The sequence below is a fragment of the Nocardia sp. CA-129566 genome, assembly GCF_050956075.1.
Taxonomy (GTDB): Bacteria; Actinomycetota; Actinomycetes; order Mycobacteriales; family Mycobacteriaceae; genus Nocardia.
In genome coordinates this window covers 2,819,096-2,842,708 of record NZ_CP192085.1, presented here as the reverse complement: position 1 = coordinate 2,842,708, position 23,613 = coordinate 2,819,096, and the positions used below count along the sequence as shown (strand labels likewise).

Sequence of the window (23,613 nt, the reverse complement as noted above, 5' to 3'; positions counted from 1 at the left end):
TCGACACTCGACCGGCGACTATCTTTGTATGCGTGTTCGGGCGATCGGATAAACTCGTTGGCACGCGACTCGAGTCGGGCAAGATAGACCGCGCAAATGCGTTGTCGGACTTGGAGTTCTGGGATACAGCACGGTGGCGACCGGGCGCGGTGATCCGTCGATGCGGGCACTGGGTCGGCGCGACGCGGCTGCGCCGGATAACGGCCCGACTGCTGCTCGGCGTATTCGTACTATTCGTTATCCCGATGACGATCGGTGCGGTGGCAACGGCGCAGACGGGGACCGCCACCGCCGGGTCCTCGACAATTGATGCCGTCGGCTGGATGAATGTCCGAGATTCGCACGGAGTTCCGCTGGCCAACTATGTCTTCGCCACGAATCACGGCAACATTCTGCACCCCGGGAATGCCGCGTTGTCGACCGCACTCGATCTGGAATTCGCCGGGTTCATGGCCACCGAGGTCACCGGCATCTGGGCGATCGACTACGTGGTGAGCTTCCGCTGGCTCGACCTGGTCGCGGAGCCGCTGAGCGGGGTCGCCGACACCCTGGCCGGACAAATCGCCACGCCCATCGTCTTCGTGCTCGCAGTAACCATCGGCGGAATACCCGTGGCCTGGTTCGTCTTACGCGGACAGTTCTCCAAAGCCACACTTCAGATAGGGACGATGATCGCGGTCGCCATGTTCAGCATGCCCTATCTGGCGCATCCGCTGGCCGATGTGTTGTCCTCGGATGGGCTACTCGCACAGGGGCGCGACGTCGGTGTGGCGGTAGCCGCGGGCCTCAATGGCGAATCGAATCCGAGCCCGAATGCGGTCGTCGACTCTATCGAGGGCACGCTCGCCGATAACTTCGTGCGTTATCCACTGCAGGTATGGAACTTCGGCCATGTCGTGGACGACTCGCCTGGCTGCCGCGCCGCGTGGACGGACGGGGTGCTGGCCGGCAGCGATGACAAGGTCACCAGTGGTTTGAAACGCTGCGGTGACGTCGCGGCGTACACCAAGAGCCAGAATCCCAATGCGGGCCAGATCTGCACCGGCCTGCTGTTGCTGATTTTTGCCGCCGTCCTACTGATGTTCGGCGTATACCTGTCCGGAAAGATCGTGGTGGCCGCGGCGGAGGCGATTTATCACGCCTTCATGGCCATCTTCGGCTTCGCCGCAGGCGGATACGTCTATGGACCGAGCCAGACCTTCCTGGTGCGCAATCTCGTCGATGCCTTCGTATCGTCGGGGAAAATGGTCGCGTTCACCGTCTATCTCGGCGTTTACGCCCTGGTCCTCGGCGATGTGTTCAAACAGGCGCAGGGCCATGGCATCGCGGTCATTTTCATCGGCGGATCGTTCATGATCGTCGGAATCGTCCTGCTGCGCAAGATGAGCCATGGACTCAGCGCCGGAACCGGGCGGATAGCCAGCCAGATCAGTGGTGTGCTCGCGATCGGACACGCCGCCCAAGGCGGCGGCGGTGGACCCATGATGGGCTCCGGCGCCGGGATGTCTGGAACCCAGCGGCTCATCACCGGACTCGCCGCGCTCAATACGGTCAACGCGTCGCCGGTGACCGAATATCTCATGGGTCGCAGACGGTCGCCATTGAGTTCCCGCTCCGCGATGCGCCAGCAGGCGGAGCTGGCGAACATGCGAATGGCGGTGGAGGCGGACCGGTTCGGCTGGATTCGCAACTACTACCGCACGCGCGAGCAGATCATCGACTCCGCCAGGTCCGCCGCGGCGACGTACGGCCACACACCGATGGGCGCCGCGGTCGCGATCGATCGGGTGATCGACCGCGGTGCCGGTCTCGGCGATGCCGAAGCGGCTTTGTTCAGTGCCGGATTCACCGATAAGGAAATGCGGACCAACGCCATCAAGGCCTACAACTACCGCACGAGTTGGGGGCCGAATATGTGGGACGGCGACAAGCATGTCGGACAGGCCATTGCCTCGCTCGGCGTCCTCAAATTGGGCCGGACCCCTGCCAATGTCGCGCTGTTCCAGCGAACCGCGCATCGGCTCGCACAACGTCGCTTCGCCGATCCCGACCTGCAGTTCAGCAGCTTCACCGCGCCGGAGCAGCAGTTCCTGCGCAACTACTTCACCAACCCCACCGAACCGGTCATCCATGCCATTCGGGATGTCGTATCGGGCACCGGGACCGCGTTGCCCGGCCTGACCGGGACCGTAACCAGGGACCGTGCCGCGTTGATGAACAGATTCATCAATGTCCACCTCAGCCGGGAGTACCTGGTCGCCGCCGAAGCCGAAGATTTCGCGGCGGCATCGGGAATCTTGCAGAAGATGGCACTGCCCGAGTACTGGACAGGCAGCAGCACTCTCACCCCGTCGAAGGCGATTCCGACGTTCTAGTGCCGTGTCCACATCGCTTCTGAGATAACTGAGATCCGTCGAGCGCAGTCATATGGCGGTGCGGCGGGACGTGTCGTGCCACGTTCCGACTGCGCCCGGCGAGTGAGCCGGACCTGATAGCGCGGCAACCGATCTGAACGGGGCACTGGCTACCCGCTCTGCGGGGATGTCCACGCACCGATATACATGCCGGGCACGGTGCCGCACCGCGATGTCGTGGGCGACCCAACGGTAGGTGCCGCCGCGAGCACTGTGTGGCTGAGCAGCTTCTCCGCGACAAAATCCCGGTCACTACGGCGCAACCGATGTGGACAGCGGAAAGCCGTGCTGGACAGCAGAACTCCTATCCAGCACGGCCGTGCGTCGATCGCTGTTTCAGCCGACCTCGAACAGCTGTGCCGCCATGCGACGGCTCGGCTTTCCGTTCGGCAATTTCGGCAACTGGGTGACTATGCGGATCTGGCCCGGAATCTGGTGGTCGGCCAGGTGCGCGTGGCAGTGCCGCACAATATCTCGCTTGGTGGTCTGCGAACCCTTGCGCAGGTGGACCACTGCGGCAATGTCATCGCCGAGGCGGGGGTGTGGCACCCGCGTCGCCAGCGACGAGACGACATCGGGATGTTCGTCCAGCGCGGACTCCACATCGACCGGTGCGACCGCGTGGTCGCCGCGGTGTGCGATTTCACTGAGCCGACCCAGGATGCGCAGACGTCCGTCGCGTTCCCGGCGGGCCACATCGCGGGTGCGCAACCAGCCGTCCGCGGTGAAGGCCGCCGCGGTGGCCGCCGGATTGCCGACATATCTGCTGAACAGTGCCGTACCACGGACCTCCAGCTCGTGCCCGCCCGCCAATTCGTCACCGGCCAAACGGAATTCGACACCGGTCGGTGTGCCGACCGTTCCGGGGACCCGTTCCCACGACGGCGGATCGGCCGCCGCCTGGTGACTGGTCTCGGCGAGTTCCAAGGCCTCGACGACCGGGCAGCCGAGCAAGCGTTCCGCGCGCTCGGCCGCTAGGCGCGATAGCGGTGCCGAAGCGGTGCGCAGGAAGCGCATGCCGCGTGCCCGCTTTCGCGAGGCCACCAGCCCGGCGGTGAGACCGGCCAGTTGTGCTGGCATCACCGTGAGCCAGGTGGGGGTCGCAGAATCCAGCAATCGGTGCGACTGGCGCATCTCGCTCGCGGACGGCAGCACTACCGTGCAGCGGTTGCGCAGGGTCGCCATCAGGTTCGCGAACAGACCGTGGCCCTGCGCCCACGGCAGCAGCGCAATGGTGCGATCCTCCGGTGTGAGAGCGAAATGATCTGCGACAGCGGATATTCCGGCGGCGATATTGGCCTCGGAGAGCGCGACCGCCTTCGGCGCTCCGGTGGAACCGGAGGTGAACAGGATCAGCCGGTCACCTTCGTGCACCGGCGGGTCGGGCACCGTCGAGGCCCATTGATGTCTGCGCGCCGCCTGCGACGGGATCCATTCGATCTGTGCCGGTGGCTCGAACGGGTTGCGCCACAATAGCGTCGGCGACTCGATCGGCCCCGGGGTCGACGCGACCACCACGCTGGGCCGGGCCAGCGCCATGATCTGCTGCTTCTCTCGCGCACTCAGCTGCGGATCCACCGGTGCGAATACCGCACCGATATTCCAGACCGCCGCCATTACCGCCGCGAAGGCCGGTGAATTCGGTAGTTCGGCGACCACCACGTCACCTGAACCGACGCCATTTCTCTTCAGACACCACGCGACGGATTCGGCCCAGGCCTCGAGCTGACCGAATGACAAGATCGGATCCGCGTCGGCGGAAACAAGAAACGGCCGATCGAGGGCATCCATCAATTGTCCTTCCGATGGCGCGATGGATATCCCACTCCCGTTGCGGAATTCGAGAATCCGCAACCGGGAGTGGGGTCACGAAACGGCACCCATCGCAGATCGCAGCAGTTATCCCCGGCACCTCCCGGCAAGGGGGAACAAGAGGTGAGCAATGGAACCCGAAGTCCGCGCGACCAACGCCTTCCGCATCGTGACAGCTCCAGCACCACCGTCGAGGTCCAATTCTTAGTGGCGCCAGGTGCCCAACGTTACCGCCGCGACTCGCGCATGCCCACAATCCCCGTTCCCATCTTTGGGAACGCGACGAATACCCCGGCGCGGTCGGCCGAGCCGCACTTGGTCCCGCTCATCGCGGGACTTACGCTGCTCTGTCTGGGATCAACCGGAGGGCACATGTCTGGTGAGAACGTCGGCCGCAAAAGGGATTCGGCCGCGACACGAACCGCGATTCTGACCGCGGCGCAACAGTTGTTCGCCGAACGCGGATACGAGCGCACAACGGTGCGCGAAATCGCCGCGCGCGCCGGGGTGAATCAGGCGCTGCTGTTCCGATACTTCGGCAGCAAGGACGAACTGTTCCGGGCGGCGATCGCCGATCGGGGACGACGCGTGCTGGAGGACGGGCCGGTCGATGGTTTGCTCGGCCGCTTGCTGTCACGCGCGCTCGCACCGAGCGGCTCGGCGGCACAGGGGCATTGGCTGCAGGCGGCGCTGCGCTCGAGCGGACACGATGAGGGAGCGTCGGCGATTCGCCAGGAGTTGGGTGATGAATACGTGCGCGCGCTGTCCGCACTCACCGACGGCCCCGATGCCGAGTTGCGCGCCGACCTGTTGCTTGCCTGGTTGCTCGGCATCGGACTGGTGCGGTCGGTGTACCGCAGGGAACCGCTCGCCAGTGCCGATCCGGCGGCGGTAGCCCAGCATGTGCTGCACGCCGCGCGCGAGCTGCTGGAGCGCGTAGATGTGAATTTCCCACCGCCGTAACAGGATTCAACCGTTGACGGGCCGATACCGCCTCCCTACCATCAGTTGTAAGCACTCGCTTACATCACTCGGGCGCCTGCCGTCCGCGTCGCGGAAGGGAGATCGTAATGAGGGCACCATCGCGCAGCGATTCGATGGAGGGTGGCGGCCCGGCGACGGGTGGACCGGTCGACAACGAGGTGCGCCGCTACCCCTTCGGCACCCCGGTCCGCCTCGACATGGATCCGCTCTTCGCGCTGCTGCGCCGGGAGGAACCGATCAGCCGCATCCGGCTGCCCTACGGCGGCGACGGCTGGCTGGTAACCCGCTATGAGGACGTGAAACATGTACTCGCCGACCCGAGGTTCAGCCGTGCCGCGGCGGTCGACCGCGAGGACATTCCGCGCGCCACGCCCGAGCCCGCGCGCGGCAACTCGCTACTCAGCATGGATCCGCCGGAGCACACCCGGCTGCGCAAACTCGTGGTCAAGGCCTTCACCGGCCGCCGGGTCCAGGCCTTGCGCCCGCGCGCCCAGCAGATCGCGGATCAGCGGCTCGACGAGATCGAGCGATCCGGCCCGCCTGCCGATCTGGTGCAATTGCTCGCATTGCCGCTGCCGGTCACCGTGATCTGCGAAATGCTCGGTGTCCCAGCGCAAGACCAGCACCGCTTCCGGGACTTCTCCGATACGGTGCTGTCCACCACGGCGCACACCCGAGAGCAGATCAGCGCCGCACGGGCGGGCCTGGAGGCGTACCTGACCGAATTGGTGGCGCAGCGCCGGGAGCAGCCCACCGACGATCTGCTCGGCGCATTGGTCGCCGCGCGCGATGACGAGGACCGGCTGAGCGAGGCGGAACTGGTCAACCTGGGTATCGGCCTGCTCATCGCGGGCCACGAGACCACGGCCAACCAGATCGCCAACTTCACCTACGTGCTGCTCACCGAGCCGGGACACTGGGAATTGCTGTGCGGCAGACCGGAACTCGTCCCGAGCGCGGTGGAGGACCTGCTGCGCTACGTCCCGTTGGGTTCGGGCGGTTCATTTCCCAGAATCGCCACCCAGGATCTCGAACTGGGCGGCGTCACCATCCGGGCCGGGGAGTCGGTATTCGTCAACACCCAGGCCGCCAATCGGGACGAGGCCGTCTTCGACGATCCCGAGCAGCTGGACCTCACCCGAGAACGCAACCCGCACATGGCCTTCGGGCACGGCGCACACCACTGTCTCGGTGCCCAGCTGGCCAGGGTCGAGCTGCAAGTGGCGCTCGACTCGCTGTTGCGGCGGTTCCCGACCTTGCGCCTGGCGGTACCGATCGAGGACGTGCCATGGAAGTCAGGCCTGCTGGTGCGCGGGCCGAAGGCTCTGCCGGTGAGCTGGTAGGCGTGTCCCGAGGGATGCTCCCCGGTGCTGTGGCAGGACTCTGGCACCGCGGAGCTCAGCTGATCGCTACTGTGCCTCGTTGAGCGCCGCGACTACCTCGTGCACGGATTCCAGCAGGATGTCGCGGTAGGCGTCGAGGTCGGGGACTATCTCCGGATCGCATGCCACGGATACGGTGAAGCTATCGCCGACGCCGACGAACGAATGCGCCAGACCGATGTCCGGGTACATCGGCGGCAGCCCGCCCGCGAAGCGAAACGGCTTGCCCAGCAATGACCATTCGCCGGTCGGCTCGCACCTGATGCTGGTCAGGATCGTATGGGCGAGCGCGGGCGCGTTCGGATCCGCGGGCGCCAGCGTACCGAACCTGGCCCGGTAGACGCGGCTCGGCAGCCGGTCGACCAGCGCGAGTCGGCCCAGTTCCCGGCGGCTCGATGGTGAGCGGCGGCGCTCGCGCAAGGTGGCCTCGACGGCTCGCGCGCGATCGGCGAGGTCGGGCTCACCCGCGGCCAGGACGACCGCGTCGGCACCCACGCGATTGACACCCATCACCGCGGCGTCGGGCACCGCGATGGTCACCAATGCGGCGAGATCGTCGGGGCATGTCCCATCGCGTTTTTCGAGATAGCGCTGCACGGCGCGTGAGATCGCGGCCAGACCGAGCGCCGTCACGGTAATTCCCGGCACCCGCACGTCGCGCAGGTCCAAGGGGATCGTGCGCACGGCGCGTCCCGCACCGATCCGCCGGTTGAGCACGGTCGGGCTGACCGGTGGGGTGTTCGGCCCGCCGTCATCGCCCTCGCGGGCGATCCGGCGCATTTCGCCACGGACACGGAGGTTGAAACCCAGCACCTGCCACGGCCAGCGCAGCGCCCCGCCAACGGCGGTGAGTGCCGCGCGCGGACGTTTCGCGGCAGGACCGAGCCCATCGATCCGCAACGGCGCCGAGGCGAACAATGCCTCCGACAACGAGGTCATCGAAGGACCCGCCATCAGGGCATGACTGATATGCATCAGCACCACGGTGCCCGCGCCGCTCAGCGTGGCGATACCGACCACATTCGGAAATACGTGGAGCTGCCAGGCGCTGACCCGAGCATCCAGCGGTTGCGCAAGAACGCGTCCCATCTCGTCCAGACACTGGGTCCAATCCAGTTGTGCCGCATCATGAGTGACGATGTGCGCGGCGATCGGGCTGTCGTCTACCACCCAATACGGATGCCCGAGCCCGCCCGGCACCTCGCGGATGCGGCGGCGCAGCGGTGCGAGCAGTTCGGCGCGTTCGCCGAAGTGGGCGACGATATCCGCGGCGGTCGGCGGCGCGCCGGTCTCGTTATCGAACGCCCACCACATCGGCCAGTCGGTGACCCGACCCGAGCGGGCCAGATAGTAGTAGGCGGCGTCATTGGCCACCAGCTGTGATTCATGCATGATGTTGCTCTCGTCGATCCGATTTGCTGCACTCTGCCATTACGTTGAGCGGAACTGAAATCGGCTGTCGGCGTTGGCGGTCGGCCGACGGTCCCCAGCCGTGCCGACTGGGGACCGGCGTTCGTCAGCCGCGGGACAACTTCGGCAGCAGCGAACGCCAACCACCGGCGCCTCCCGGTGCGGGACTGCTCACCGCGGACAGTGCGGCGTATTCGTCATCGGTGAGGGTGATGGTGGCGGCGGCGGTGTTCTCCTCGAGATGCGCCACACTCGAGGTACCCGGAATGGGCAGGATGACCGGCGAGCGCCGCAGCAGCCAGGCCAGTGCGAGCTGGGACGGACTGGCGTCGGTGCGCACGAGGCTGTCCAGTGGACCGCCGGGGCGCGCGAGATCGCCGGTGGCCATGGGGAACCACGGGATGAACGCGATATTGTTCGCCTCGGCGTAGTCGAGCACGTCCTCCGCGCTGCGGTTGGCGAGGTTGTACTGATTCTGTACCGAGACGATATCGACGATCTTGCGGGCCTTGGCGAGCTGGGCGACGCTCACCTCGGACAGGCCGATATGGCGAATCTTGCCCTCTTGCTGCAGCAATGCCAGCTCACCGAGTTGATCGGCGAGCGCGACCTTCGGGTCGATCCGGTGCAGCTGATAGAGATCGATGCGGTCGACACCGAGATGGCGCAGGCTCAGTTCGAGCTGCTGGCGCAGATATTCCGGGCGGCCGACCGTACGCCACTCACCAGGACGAGGACGGGTCAGCCCGCCCTTGGTGGCGATCACCAGGTCGTCGGGATACGGGTGCAGCGCCCGCCGGATGAGGGTTTCGCTGACGAACGGACCATAGGAATCCGCGGTGTCGATGAAGGTGATGCCGAGTTCGACGGCACGGCGCAGCACGCGTACGGCCTCATCGGGATCCTTCGGATCGCCCCAGACGCCGGGGCCGGTGATCTGCATGGCGCCGTAGCCCAGGCGCTGGACCGGTAGGTCACCGCCGAGGGCGAAGGTGCCCGATGCGGCGGCGGGACGGGACTGGGCTTCGGTGGTCATGCTTTCCTTTCGGATAGATATGAACGATGCTGCGGCACACACTGCCTCATCGGGATTCGACGAGATCCTCCGGTAGGCCATCATCGCTCGGGACCGGGAAGAAGCCCGAGTCGATGAAGGATCTGACATAGGCGTCGAGCGCGGCAGCATCGATGGGTGGGCAGTGGATGTGCTGTTTGGCGAGCTCGGTACGAGTATGGGTGTCGTCGATCGGGGCCGAAACCCCGCCGTAGTTACCGCTGACCAACGCGGCGCGCACCAGGGAGTCGTCGCCCGCCGCATCACGCGCCGCGGCTTGTTCGGCCAGCTTCGTCGCGATCTCCTCGACCGAGGCGATCGCGATCGGAATCCCGTGTCTGCGGATGGCTTCGAAGATGTCGCGAATGACCACCGACCGCGTATTCACCAGGTGGTACGCGGCGCCGATCGCGGGCCGGTCGGCCAGCGTCACGATGGCAGACACCACGTAATTCACCGGTACCAGCGACATCGCGGCGTCGGCGGTCTCGGGGGCGAGCCCGAGGATGGCGGCCGCCCGGATCATATTCCAGAACGAGTCGTCGACGCTGTTCACACCGAGCCGCGGATCACCGCACACGATGCCGGGACGGTAGATGCTCACCGGCACACCGCGTTCGCCCGCCTGCCGAACCAGTTGCTCGGCAACCCATTTGCTGGCCACATATCCGTTCCCGGACACCTCGCCGAGGCTCAGCTCCGCATTCTCCCGGCCGATGAAATCCGGTGCGGTGGCGGCCGGAATCACGGCATTGACGGTGGAGACGAAATGCACGGGCTTGATCCGGCCGGTGGTCGCCAGGCCGAGCACCTCGCGGGTACCCGAGACGTTCGCCGCGCGCAGCCGCGCATAGGGCTCGATGTGGTTGACGCGAGCTCCGTTGTGGTAGATCGCATCGATCCGCTCGGCCAGCCGCGTGTAACCGGCTTGGTCGAGCCCGAGGCGTGGCGCGGCCAGATCGCCTGCGACAGCGACGATTCGGGACTGGTAGGAGTCGTCCCAGATCCGGTACTGCTGCAGGGCGTCGCGGATCCGCTTGTATGCCCGCTCGTCATCGTCGCCGCGCACCAGGCACCAGACGCGTACCGGCGTGCTGACCAGCAACTCCCGCAGCAGGTGTGCGCCGACGAATCCGGTCGCACCGGTGAGCAGCACATCCCGGGGGGCCGCTGCGCGCATGGGTGCGACACCCTCGGTACTGATCTCCGGTCCGAGCACGACATCGGTATCGATCGTCGCGCCGTCATCGGGCGTTGGCACCGCCGCGGGTTCGTCCGGATTGTCGATCCGGGCGGCCAGGCCGCGCACCGTCGGCGCGGTGAACAATGCCGCCATCGGCACGTCGATGCCGAGCCGGGCGGCCAGCGCGCGCTGCAGTGTGAAGGCCAGCAGCGAGGTGCCGCCGAGTTCGAAGAAATCGTCCTCGGCACCGATCCGGGCGACGCCGAGCACCTCGGCGTAGGCCGCGGCGACGGCCCGCTCGGTGGTGGTCTCCGGTGCGAGGTAATCGCGGGCTCGGAAAACCGGCCGCGGCAGCGCGGCACGATTCAGCTTCCCGCTGCCGTTCATCGGGAAGGAGTCCAGCTCCATGATCACCGAGGGCACCATATAGGACGGCAGCACCTGCGCCAGCGCGTCGCGCAGGGCATCGGCCGCGAAGGCGGCCGCCGGTACCACGTAGGCGACCAACTGATCCCCGATATCCGATGGCGTGACCACGACCACGGCCTGGGCGACTGACGGCTCGGCCAGCAACGCGGCCTCGATCTCCCCGAGTTCGATCCGGTGTCCGCGGATCTTCGCCTGGAAGTCGGTGCGGCCCAGGTACTCCAGCACACCGTCGGCGCGGCGACGCACCAGATCACCGGTCCGGTACATCCGGACGCCCGGCGGCCCGTACGGATCGGCGACGAACCGGTCCGCGGTCAGATCCGCGCGCCGCAGGTAGCCGCGCGCCAATTGGATTCCCGCCAAATACAATTCGCCGACCACACCGGCGGGCGTCAGATGCAATCGGGAATCGAGGACGTAGGTGCGGGTATTCCACAGCGCCGCACCGATCGGCACCGTCGTCCGGTCGCTGGTGGACGCGGGCCGATACGTCACCGAGACCGCCGCCTCGGTGGGGCCGTAGAGGTTGTGCAGCCCGGCATTCGACAGCGCGGCGAAATCGGCGACGGTGCCCGGGGGCAGTGCCTCACCGATGACGAACACCTCGCGCAGCGACGCCATCTGCTCGGTCCGGGCCGCGGCCAGGAATACCTGCAGCACGGACGGCACGAAATCGGTGACCGTCACCCGATGGGTGCTGATCAGGTCGGCGATGTACCCCGGATCGCGCTGGCCGTCCGGCGCGGCGAGCACCAGCCGCGCGCCCACCCACAGCGGCGCGAAGAAACCCCACAGCGATACGTCGAACGTGGTCGCGGTCTTCTGCAGGTAGATATCGTCGGGCCGGAACGCGTACTCCGCCACCATCCATTCGATCTGGTTGGTGATCGCGCGGTGGGACACCAGCACGCCCTTTGGCCTACCGGTCGACCCCGAGGTGAACAGCACGTACGCAGGGTGGTCCGGATGCAGCGGCGCGCGCAGCTCGCCGGCGGCGACCGGATCGGCCGAGTATCCCGACAGATCGAGGGCATCGATATCGATGACCCGCGGCCCGGGAACCGGCACCGGATGCCCGCTCGTCGTCAGCACACACACGGGCTCGGCCGTGCGCAGTACATACGCGATCCGATCGGCCGGATGGTCACGGTCCAGCGGCAGATACGCGCCGCCCGCGCTCAGCACCGCGTACATCGCGACCACCAGCTCCGGCGAACGCGGCATCGCAAGCGCCACTACGGATTCGGGACCGATCCCCTGCCCGATCAGATGGCGGGCCAGGCGGTTGACGCGCTCATCGAATTCCCGATAGGTCCAGGCCGTCGCGTCGTGCACGATGGCGACCGCCTCGGGTGCCGCGGTGACGGCGTGGCGGTAGCCGCTCAGCAGGAAATCGCCCGATACCGGATGCGTCGTGTCGACCGCATCCGAGAGCAGCTGTGCGCGTTCGGCCGTATCGATCACCTCGATATCACCGAGGACGGCACGCGGCTCAGCGGCGATCACCGACAGCAGGCGGGTGAACCGGTCCACGAAACCCTGCACGGTGTGCTCGTCGAACATATCGGTGGCGTAGGTGACCACGCCGCCGATCCCGGTCGGGGTGCCCGCGGCGTCGTAGGTGTCGCCGATCATCCAGTGCAGATCGAACTGCGATATCTCCCAGCCGATATCCAGGGTCGTGATCGCGAGCCCCGGCAACTCCAGTGCCACCAGTTCCATATTCTGGAACGAGAGCGCCACCTGGTACAGCGGGTGCCGGGTGGTCGACCGCACCGGATTGAGCACATTGACCAGCCGTTCGAACGGCACGTCCGCGTTCGCGAAGGCCTGCAGATCGGTTTCGCGCTGACGTGCGAGCAGTTCGGTGAAACTCGCGCCCGCGTCGTATCGGGTGCGGAACACCACCGTGTTGATGAACATGCCGATCAGGTCGTCGAGCACCGCATCGCCGCGTCCGGCGGTCGGCGAGCCGATGGCGATATCGTCGGTCGCCGACAATCGCGCCAGTAGCACCGCGAGTGCCGTGTGCACGACCATGAACAATGTGGCACCCTCGGCGCGCGCCAATTCGACCAGCGCGGTATGGGTTTCGGCGTCGATGCGGACCGACACCCGGCCACCGGCGGCGGACCGGACCAGCGGACGCGGCCGATCCGATGGCAGGTCGAGCTGATCGGGCAGACCAGCCAACTCCTGCCGCCAGTGGGCGATCTGCTGGGCCGCCACCGATGCCGGATCATCCTCGGTGCCGAGCACCTCGCGCTGCCAGATGCTGTAGTCGGCGTACTGCACCGCCAGCGGCGCCCACTCCGGTGCCGCCGCGGCGCAGCGTGCCACATACGCGGTCATCAGATCCCGGACCAGCGGGCCGAGCGACGAGCCGTCGGCGGCGATGTGGTGCACGACCATCGCCAGCACGTACTCGCGCCCTGGCAAGAAATCCGGCGCGTCGGAGGAATCCGAGTGCGTCGCGTCGCCGAGATCGAACAGGGCGAGTCGGATGGGCACCTCGGTGGTGAGATCGAAGACCGTCTTCGCCAGATCGGCTACCGCGTCCGCCACCTCGGCCGGATCGATGGCCTCGATCCGCACCTGCGGTATCGCCTGTGTCGCGGGCAGGATCACCTGCACCGGAACCGGGTTGGGGTCATCCGGGCCCCCCTCGGTATACGGGTACACGGTGCGCAGGATCTCGTGGCGGGTGACCAGATCCCCGACTGCCTCCTGCAGTGCCGCGATATCGAGGGCGCCGCTCAAACGCACCGCCATCGGCACGTTGTAGGCCACCGAGGCGGTATCGAGGCGGTTGAGGAACCACATGCCCTGCTGGGCCAGCGACAATGGGATCCGCTCCGGTCGCGGACCGGCGGTCGGCGCGGGACGGCCGCCACCGGCCGAATGCTCGCGCAGTCGGGCCGCGAGGGCGGCCACGGTCGAGGCCTCGAACAGCAGCCGCACCGGGACCCGGGTATCGACCGCTGCGCCCAGTCGCGCCACCAGCCGGGTGGCGGTCAGCGAGCTGCCGCCCAGTTCGAAGAAGTCGTCATCGGCACCGACCGGCATTGCGGGGTGGAGCAATTCGGTGAAGACGCCGGCGACCAGTTCCTCCAGCGGCCCGGACGGCGCACGGTACTCCCGCGCCCGCAGCACCGGCGCGGGCAAGGCGGCACGGTCGAGTTTGCCGACCGGGGTCAGCGGGATCTCGTCGAGCACCATGACAGTGGTGGGCACCATATGTGCGGGCAGGCTGTCCGCGGCGAACGCGGTGAGTCCGTCGGCATCGACCACCGCACCGCCGGCGGCGTGCACATAGGAGACGAGAATGGTTGCACCGCTGGTGATTTCGTGACCGATGGTCACCGCGAAGTCGACGGTGTCGTGGGCCGCGAGCACAGCATCGATCTCGCCGAGTTCGATGCGGAAACCGCGGACCTTGACCTGGAAATCGTTGCGGCCCAGATACTCCAGCGCACCGTCGACCGTCCGCCGAACCAGATCACCGGTTCGGTACAGCCTGGCTCCGCCGAGATCGAATGGATTCGCCACGAACCGGGCCGCGGTCAGCGCGGGACGCTCGTGATATCCGCGGGCCAGCTGCGCCCCGGTGATGTAGAGCTCGCCGACGGCGCGATCCGGCACCGGAGACAAACGCGCATCCAGCACGTACTCGGTCATGGCGCGGATCGGCCCGCCGATGGTGACGGTCTCCCCCGGCACCAGCGGCGCGCTGATATTGGTCATGATCGTGGTCTCGGTCGGCCCGTACCCGTTGTAGAACTCACGGGTGCGCCGTCCGGCGATCGGAATTGTCCAGCGCCGCACCAACTCCGGCGGACATGCCTCGCCACCGGCCACCACTACGCGAAGCTTGTCCAGGCCGGTCGGGTCGACCGACGCCAGCGCCGCAGGGGTGATGAACGCGTGCGTCACCCGCTCCCGGCGCAGCAGCGCCGCCAATTCCTCACCGCCGTAGACGCTCGGCGATACGACCACCATGGTCGCGGACCCGCCGATCGCGAGCAGCAACTCCAGCACCGACGCGTCGAAGGATGGCGAGGCGAAATGCAGGGTGCGCGAACTGGTCGTCACCCGGTAGCGCTCGCGCTGTTCGTCGCAGAAGCTGGACAGTCCGGCCTGCGTGACGACCACGCCCTTGGGCTTGCCGGTCGATCCGGAGGTGTAGATGACATAGGCCGGATGCTCGGCGCGCAACGGGCGCGCTCGATCCGCGTCCGTAATCGGTTCGGCGGACTGGTCGTCGAGGCGCGCATCGATATCGTCGGCATCGATGGCGAGCCAGGCCACCTCGCCGGGCAGCTCGGCACCGACCGCCGCGACCGTAAGTCCGAGCACCGCACGCGAATCCGTGACCATGTGCCGGACCCGCTCGGCGGGATAGTTGGGATCCACCGGTACGAATCCGGCACCGGTCTTGGCGACCGCCCAGACCGCGAGCACCGACTCCGATGACCGCGGAATGCCGACGGCGACCAGATCCTCCGGGCCGATACCGCGCTCGATCAGCAGCCGGGCCAACCGGGTGGAGCGCTCGTCGAGCTCGACATAGTCCACTTCGGCCAGCCGCTCGCCGGCGTCGGCGAAGACCACCGCGACACCGTCCGGATTGCTTTCCACGGCCTCGGTCAACAGCTGCGGTAGCAATGTGACGGGCGCCTGCTCGGCCGGGTCCGTCCCGACGGACCGGACCGGTGCGGTCAATGCCCGTTCGCGTTCACGGTTGTCGAGGATATCGATGTCACCGATGATCGCGCGCGGATCGGCGGCGACCGCGGTGAGGATCCGCTCGAACCGCCGACCGAGCCCTTGAATCGTCGCGTCCTCGAAAAGATCTGTCGCATAGGTGAATACGACGGCCAGCTCGTCCGGCGTCCCATCTTCACGGTGGCGCGGCTCGATGATCACCTGCAGGTCGAATTTCGCGACGACCTCGCCGATCTCGAGCGCGGAGACCGTCAGTCCGGGCAACTCGAGCGCTGGCTGCTCGGTGTTCTGGAACGACAGCATCACTTGGAACAGCGGATTGTGCGCGCCGTCGCGTGCGGGTGCCACCACCTCGACCACCCGCTCGAATGGGATATCGGCATTGGCGAAGGCGGACAGGTCGGTGTCGCGGACCTGTTCGACCAGCGACGCGAAGGTGGCGACGTGGTCGATTTCGGTGCGCAGAGTCAAGGTATTGACGAACATGCCGACCAGATCGTCCAGGGCGGCCGCGCCACGACCGGCGATCGGCGTGCCGATCGCGATATCGGAGCCACCGCAGAGCCGGGCCAGCAGCGTGGCCAATGCGGCATGGACGACCATGAACAATGATGAATTGTGCTCGCGCGCAAGGCGATCCAGCCCCGCGTGAATGTGTGCGGGCACAATCGTGCGGCTCGACGCACCGCGCATCGATGGCCGTGCCGGACGCGGGCGGTCCGGCGGCAGCTGCGCGGCCTCCGAGACACCGGCCAGCTGGCCCCGCCAGTACGCCAATTGCTGTGCGGCGATGGAGTTCTCATCGTCGTCGGTGCCGATAGCGCTGCGCTGCCAGAGCGCGAAATCGGCGTACTGCACCGGCAGCGGCGCCCAGTCGGGCGCGGTGCCCGCGGCGCGCGCCAGATAGGCGGTGGCCAGATCCCGCGCCAGCGGCGCCAGCGATACGCCGTCCGCCGAAATGTGGTGCACGACCAGGACCAGCAGATGTTCGTTCGCGCTCGGGTCGGAGAACAACCGGATCCGCACGGGGGGATATTCGGTGACATCGAATCCCGCGGATAACAGTTCGGCGACGCGCTGGTGATCGTCGGCGGCGGCCGCCTCGACCGGCAACCCATCGGGCAGCGTTGCGGTCACCGACAGGATCTCCTGGCGCGGCAGCCCGTCCGGACCGTGCACCGGAAACCTCGTACGCAGCGCTTCGTGGCGCTCCAGCACATCCGCGACGGCCTGCCCCAATGCGGACACGTCGAGAGCGCCGGTGAGCCGAATCGCGAATGGCAGGTTGTAGGAAGGGGATTCGGTGTCGACCTGGTTGAGCACCCACATGCGGTACTGCGCCAGCGACAGCGGCACCACCTCGGGCCGCGCGGTCCGAGTCAGCGCGGGACGATCCGCCCCGGCACCGGAGCCCGGCGCGATGGCCGCGGCCAGTGCGGCGACCACCGGTGCGTCGAACAGCGCCCGCACCGGCACCCGCGCATCCAGCGCCGCACTCAGCCGGGCCACCACCTGGGCCGCGATCAGTGAGTTGCCACCGAGGGCGAAGAAGTCGTCATCGGCACCCACCCGCTGCGAGCCGAGTACATCGGCGAACACCCCGGCCACGACCTCCTCGATCGGGGTGGACGGGGCACGGAAGGCCCGGCCGGTGAAGCTCGGCCGCGGCAATGCCTTGCGGTCCAGCTTGCCGCTGGTATTGAGCGGGAATTCGGCCAACTCCACGACCGTGGCCGGAACCATATACGCGGGCAGCGTTTCCGCCAGCGCCGAAAGCAACCGCGCCGCATCGATCGCGGCGCCCGGCGTGGGCACCACGTAGGCCACCAGTTGATCGCCGAGCTCCGACGGCAGCACCAGCACGGCGGACTGACTAACCGAAGGCTGGGCGAGCAACGCCGATTCGATATCGCCGAGTTCGATGCGCAGACCCCGGAATTTGACCTGGAAGTCGGTGCGGCCCTGGTACTCGAGCACACCGCGTTCCTGGCCATCGAGCGCACGCCACACCACCAGGTCACCGGTCCGGTACATCCGCTCGCCGGAACCGAACGGGTTGGCCACGAACCGCTCCGCGGTCAGGTCGGGACGCGCAACGTAGCCGCGGGCCAGCTGGTCACCGGCCAGATAGAGTTCGCCGCTGACACCGGCCGGCACCGGCCGCAATCGCGAATCCAGCACGTAGACACGGGTGTTCCACGCCGGTGCGCCGATCGGCACACCCGTGCGCTCAGCGCCGGAGGCAGGCCAGCTCGTGACCGAGACCGCGGCCTCGGTCGGCCCGTAGAGATTGTGCACCGCGGCATCGGAGATCGCCCGCAGCGCGAGCACCGTCTCCGGTGGCAGCGCTTCACCGGCGACGAACAGCGTCCGCAGCGTCGAGACGGCGCCGGCACGCGTGTGCGCCGCGAATACCGAAAGCATCGAAGGGACGAAGTCGGTGACGGTAACTCGCTGTGCCGCAATGGTTTCCGCGAGATAGACCGGGTCGCGGTGGCCGTCGTGGGTGGCTATCACGAGCCTGGCGCCCACCCGCAGCGGCAGGTAGTAGCCCCACAGCGAGACATCGAAGGTGGCGGCGGTCTTCTGGAAGTAGATGTCGTCGATGCCCACTCGGTACTCGGCGAGCATCCAGGTGATCTGGTTGTGGATCGCGCCGTGCGATACCGCGACGCCCTTCGGGCGTCCGGTCGAGCCCGAGGTGAAGATCACGTACGCCGCGTTGTCCGGACGGACCGGTCGCAGCAGTTCCTCGGCACGCACCGGGGCGCCGTCGAATCCGTCCAGCTCCTCGGTGTCGAGGTTCAGCACCGCGAGTCCGTCCGGCACCGGTACGGCATCCGCGGTCGTGGTGACCACGCACGCCAGCTCGGCGCTGCTCAGGATGTGCCCGATGCGCTCGGCCGGATGATCCGGATCCAGCGGTACGTACGCGGCACCGGCAGTGCCGATCGCATAGATGCCGACGACCGATTCCAGCGAACGCCGGACCGCGAGACCGACCAGCGACTCGGCACCCACACCGCGCGAAATCAGCAGGCGCGCAAGTCTATTGACGCGCTCATCGAGATCCCGGTAGGTCAGCTCGCGACCCTCGTAAACCACCGCGACCCGATCCGGGTGCGCCCGCACCGCGCGGCGGTAGCCGTCCAGCAGCGGCTCCGGTTCGACCGGATGCCGGGTATCGTTCCAGTCCAGCAGGATTCGATCCCGTTCGGCGCCGCTCAGCATGATGTCGATATCGCCGATCCGAGCGGCGGGATCGCCGAGCAGCGCCTCCAGCACGCGGATCAGACGTGCGGCAAGGGATTGCACCTCCTCGGCGGTGAACCGATCGCCCAAGTACTTCCACGTCAGTTCGAGCGTCGAGGCCGCGGTCACCAGCAGTGTCAACGGGTAGTGCGTATCGTCGCGCAAACCGACACCGGTCACCGACATGCCGTCGACGGAATCGGCGGCGGCGATCGCGTCCCGGTCGATCGGGTACGACTCGAATACCAACAGGGTGTCGAATTGCGCCCCGGCCCCGGCGATTCGCTGGATGTCGGTGAGACCCACATGGTGGTGCTCGAGCAGACCGGCCTGCTCGCGTTGCACCGACCGCAGGAACTCCCCGATCGCCAACCTGCCATCGACCCGCACGCGCACCGGCAGCGTATTGATGAACAAGCCGACCATCGACTCCACGCCGGACAGTTCGGCCGGACGGCCGGACACCGTGGTGCCGAACACCACATCGGCGCGGCCGGTGAGCCGCCCGAGCAGAATGCCCAACGCCGCCTGCATCAGGGTATTCACGGTGACGCCGAGTTCGGTGGCCTGCTCGGTGATCCGGCGGGTGCGCTCGGCGTCGATCTCGGTGACGACCTTGCCGATCTCGTGGCGTTCGGGCGTCCGCGGGAGTGGCGCCAGCCGAGTCGGCTCGTCCACGCCGGACAGCGCCTGCGCCCACGCCCGCAGTGACGCCTCCCGGTCCCGACCGGCCAGCCAGCTCAGGAAGGTGCGGTAGGAGGGCACCCGCGGCAGCGCGGACTGATCGCCCCGAGTCGCATAGAGCACCAGCACATCTCGCATCAGCAGCGGCATCGACCAGCCGTCGAGCAGGATGTGGTGGGTGGTGATCACCAGATGCCACTGCTCGGTGCGGTACAGGGTGAACCGCAGCAAGGGCGCCACCGACATGTCGAAGTGGGTTTCACGCTCCTGCACGACCAGCCGCCGCAACTGCGGCAGCCGCTCGGACTCGGGCAGGTGCGTCAGATCAACCGCACGCCATGGCACCTCGACCCGTTCCAGCACCACCTGCACGGGGTGACCGTCGGCGTCGGTGACGAATGCGGTCCGCAGGTTCGGATACCGGTCCAAGATGCCCTGCGCCGCGGCCCGCAGCCGCTCGACGTCCACGATGCCGCCCAGGTCCACCGTCGCCTGCGTGGTGTAGACATCGACACCCGACTCGGCCAGTAGCGCGTGGAAGAGCAGGCCCGACTGCAGCGGCGACAGCGGCCACACATCCGAGAGCGCCGGGTAGTCCCGTTCCCACCCTTCGATATCGGACTGGCCGACGCTGACCAGCGCCAGATCCGACGGCGAGCGGCCACCGGCCTCCGGGCGTCGCACATGCTCGGCCAGTGCGTGCAGCGCGGCGACCCACAGGTCGGCGAGTTCCTGCGCCCGCTCGCGCGACAACAGCCCGCTCGGGAAGGCGAACGACGCACCGAGCTCCGGACCGTTCGGACCGTCGGTGACGATCGCGTTGATATCGATCACCCCGTTCGCCGGCATGTCCGGATCCAGCTCGGCATCCAGCTGCCCCAGATCCGCGACCGGCACCCAGCCCTGATCACCGAGTTCGGCAGGGATCTCCCCCGTCGACATTCGACCCAGATAGTTGAAGCTGATCTGACCCGCGTCGCCCAACGACGCGGCGGTCTGCGGGTTCAGATAACGCAGCAGACCGTAGCCGAGTCCCTTGTCAGGGATCGCCAGCAGCTGCTCCTTCACCGATTTCACGATGTCGCCCATGGCTTTTCCGCCCGCGAATGCCGCGGCGACATCCGCGCCCGCGAGATCGAGCCGCACCGGATAGGCGCTGGTGAACCAGCCGACCGTACGGGACAGATCCGCGCCCGCGACGACACCCTCTTCGCGACCGTGGCCTTCCAACTTGACCAGCACAGCGCCACCGGAGGTCTCGCCACGCCATGTGCTCACCGCCAGCGCCAGCGCGGACAGCAGGCCATCGTTGACGCCGCCGCGATACCGGCTCGGAATCGCAGTCAGCACCGCATCGGTCACCCCCGCGGGCAACCTCACCTGGACACGGTCGACGGTGGCAAAGGTGTCCACCGCCGGATCGAAGGCACGCGCACCGAGCAGCGGCTGCGCGGTGGCCGAAACCTGTTGCCAGAATGGCAGCTCCGCGACACGGGCCGGATCTTGCGCCGCGTCGAGCAGGGCGTGCGCCCAGCGGCGCATCGAGGTTCCGTTGGCGGGCAACGCCACCGGCTGCCCGGCCGCCAGCTGCGACCACGCCACCGCCAGATCCGGAATCAGAATCCGCCAGGACACGCCGTCGACCACGAAATGGTGCGCGATGACCAGCAATACATCACGACGGACCGCGGACTCCGGGAAGGCGAACCAGACGAACCGCACCATCACCGCGTTCGCCGGATCGAGCCGCCCCAGCGCCGCGTTGTATTCGATATTCGCCCGCCGCGACAGCTCCGCGTCCGAGATATCGGCGGGCATTTCGACCCGGTCGACCAGAGCATCGATGTCCAGGGCGCCACGCTCGAGCGCCTCGAAGACCCATGGGGTGTCGGTCGCAGTGTTGTCGCGCAGCCGTGCGCGCAGCACGTCATGGTGATCGAACACCGCACCGATGGTCGCGACCAAGGTTTCGCGATCTGTGCCGTCGGGCAGTGCGAGCGCCATCGACTGCGAGAACCGTTGGTACGAGGCGCCATTCGACAGCGTCGCCGCCAGCAGCGGCGTCAACGGGATCTCGCCGACCCCGCCGCCCGGTAGTTCCGCCAACCGCTGCTGCTGCGCAGCACCCGCCAACGTAGCGATCTCGGCCAATGCCTCGACGGTGCGATGATCGAAGACGTCCCGTGCGGTGAACACGACACCGCGCGCTTTGGCCCGCGACACCAGTTGAATCGACAGGATCGAATCGCCACCCAGCGCGAAGAACGAGTCGTCCAGACCGACCCGCTCGACACCGAGCACCGCCGCGAATATCTCGGCGATGATCGTTTCGATTTCGCGCACGGGAGCACGGAATTCGCTGGCGGCGAAGACCGGTTCCGGCAGCGCGTTTCGGTCCAGCTTGCCGATCGGGGTGAGCGGAAGGTGGTCGAGCACCACGATCGCCGCCGGAACCATGTACTCCGGCAACCGCTCCCCGACGAAGGTCGCGAGTTCGCCGGTGTCCACGCCGCTCCCAGCCTGCGGCAGCACGTACGCCACCAGGACCTTCGCACCCGAGGGCAGCGTCTTGCCGAGGGTCACGGCATAGTCGATATCGGGATGGGCGCTCAGCGCATTGTCGATCTCACCCAGCTCGATACGGAAACCACGGATCTTGACCTGGAAGTCCGTCCGGCCCAAGTACTCGAGGGTGCCGTCGGTTCCGTTGCGTCGCACCAGATCACCGGTGCGATACAAACGTCCGCCGGGATTGCCGGTGTCCAACTCGTGCGGGCTGGCCACGAACCGTTCCGCGGTCAGCCCCGGCCGCCCGAGATATCCCTGGGCCAGCGCCGCTCCCGACAGGTACAACTCTCCGGTCACTCCCGCGGGCACCGGCCGCAACCGGGCGTCCAGCACGAATGCGCCCACCCCCGCGAGCGCGGCGCCGATCGTGATCGGCTCGTCCGGCAGCAGCTCCCCCAGGGTCGCCCATACCGTCACTTCTGTGGGGCCGTATACGTTGACGAACCGCCGCCCGTCGCGCGCCCAACGTCCCACCAACTCCGGGCCGCACGCCTCGCCGCCGACCGCCACCATCTCGAGATGGTCGAGCCCGGCCGGATCCACCGACTCCAGCGCACCCGGCGTGATGATCACGTGGGTGACCCGCTCACGCCGCAACAGCTCCGTCAACTCGGGGCCACCGGATGCGTGCGGCGGCGCCACCACCAGCGTCGCTCCCGACGAGAAGGCCAGCAGCAGTTCGAGCACCGAGGGGTCGAAATTCGGCGAGCACACGTGCAGGAGCCGCGAACCCTCGCATACCCCGGAGACTTCCCGCGCCGCGGCCAACAGCCCACCGAGACCGGCATGGGTGACCACCACGCCCTTGGGCTTCCCGGTCGATCCCGAGGTGTAGATGACATATGCGGGGTGCCGGTGATCGACTGGGCGCACGCGGTCCGCATAGGAGATCGGGTGGCCCGGCCGCTCACCGATTCGCCCGGCCAGCTCCGGATCATCGAGTTCGAGCCAGTCCACACTCGCGCCGAGTACCGGCCGATGTGCGGTGGTGGTCAAACCGAGCACCGCACCCGAATCCGCGAGGATGTGCGCGATACGCTCGGACGGATATCCGGGATCCACCGGCACATACGCCGCGCCGGTCTTCGCGATCGCCCATACGGCCAGCACCGATTCGACGCTGCGCGTGATCCCGATCGCCACCACGTCGCCCGCGCCGACCCCGCGACCGATCAGCTCGCGCGCCAACCGCGAGGACAGTTCGTCGAGTTCCCGGTACGTCAGCTGCCGATCATCGGCGGCGTCGTCCGACGGATCGAACCGGATGGCGACGACGTCGGCCGCCGATTCCACAGCGGCCGCGAGCAAGTTCGCGAAGAGTAGACCTACCCGGCGACGACTACCACGTGTGGAACGACGATCCCTAGCCACTTCCGGTACTACACCTTTCAACTATGCCGAACCTGCCGACGTGGATACCACACCTGACACAAGTGGAAACGCGACTCACGAACCGACGATCAAACGCCACGGGCCGAGCGCGCCATCATACAAGCAGCGCATTTCCGCATAATCCCAACGATGGGGAGGTGCTCCGGAAGTATCGCGATAGCCGTCCCGTTGCCAACCAGCGCCACTCCGAAGTGGTGCGATCTCGCTATCGCGATACTAGTGCGCAAACCTCGTGTGCCGCCTCCACTTCCAACGTAATCTCCGCTAACCGATCAGCACGTGTGCATACCTGCACTCTGACCACAACCGCAGATAACCAGCTGA

At 67.2% G+C, this 23,613-nt stretch carries 7 protein-coding genes; 3 read left to right on the top strand and 4 right to left on the bottom strand.

Features of this window, described 5'->3' with window-relative positions:
* The first annotated feature begins 110 nt into the window (after nt 1–110).
* Nucleotides 111–2,375, top strand: coding sequence for a hypothetical protein (locus ACQP0C_RS12720; protein ID WP_433733117.1), 2,265 nt, complete (start codon nt 111–113; stop codon nt 2,373–2,375).
* Between the two features lie 375 nt (nt 2,376–2,750).
* Here the strand turns inward: ACQP0C_RS12720 and ACQP0C_RS12715 are convergent, their stop codons facing one another.
* Entirely contained in the window at nt 2,751–4,205 is a 1,455-nt protein-coding gene (locus ACQP0C_RS12715; protein WP_433733116.1) for a class I adenylate-forming enzyme family protein, read from the bottom strand.
* 393 nt (nt 4,206–4,598) lie between these two features.
* Between ACQP0C_RS12715 and ACQP0C_RS12710 the strand changes: the two genes are divergently transcribed.
* Entirely contained in the window at nt 4,599–5,189 is a 591-nt protein-coding gene (locus ACQP0C_RS12710) for a TetR family transcriptional regulator (RefSeq protein ID WP_433733115.1), read from the top strand.
* Nucleotides 5,190–5,296: 107 nt separating this feature from the next.
* The gene (locus ACQP0C_RS12705; protein ID WP_433733114.1) at nt 5,297–6,553 is read left to right on the top strand and encodes a cytochrome P450; all 1,257 of its coding nucleotides are present in this window, start codon (nt 5,297–5,299) and stop codon (nt 6,551–6,553) included.
* 66 nt (nt 6,554–6,619) lie between these two features.
* Here ACQP0C_RS12705 and ACQP0C_RS12700 read toward each other — a convergent pair whose 3' ends face one another.
* The 3 genes from ACQP0C_RS12700 to ACQP0C_RS12690 form a co-directional block, all read right to left on the bottom strand.
* Entirely contained in the window at nt 6,620–7,984 is a 1,365-nt protein-coding gene (locus ACQP0C_RS12700; protein WP_433733113.1) for a wax ester/triacylglycerol synthase domain-containing protein, read from the bottom strand.
* Nucleotides 7,985–8,108: 124 nt separating this feature from the next.
* Nucleotides 8,109–9,038 carry an aldo/keto reductase gene (locus ACQP0C_RS12695; protein WP_433733112.1) on the bottom strand — a complete coding sequence of 310 codons (930 nt, stop codon included), beginning with the start codon at nt 9,036–9,038 and terminating at the stop codon, nt 8,109–8,111.
* A gap of 46 nt (nt 9,039–9,084) precedes the next feature.
* Complete coding sequence (locus ACQP0C_RS12690) at nt 9,085–23,205, bottom strand: amino acid adenylation domain-containing protein (RefSeq protein WP_433733111.1); 14,121 nt, start codon at nt 23,203–23,205, stop codon at nt 9,085–9,087.
* Nucleotides 23,206–23,613 lie beyond the last annotated feature (408 nt).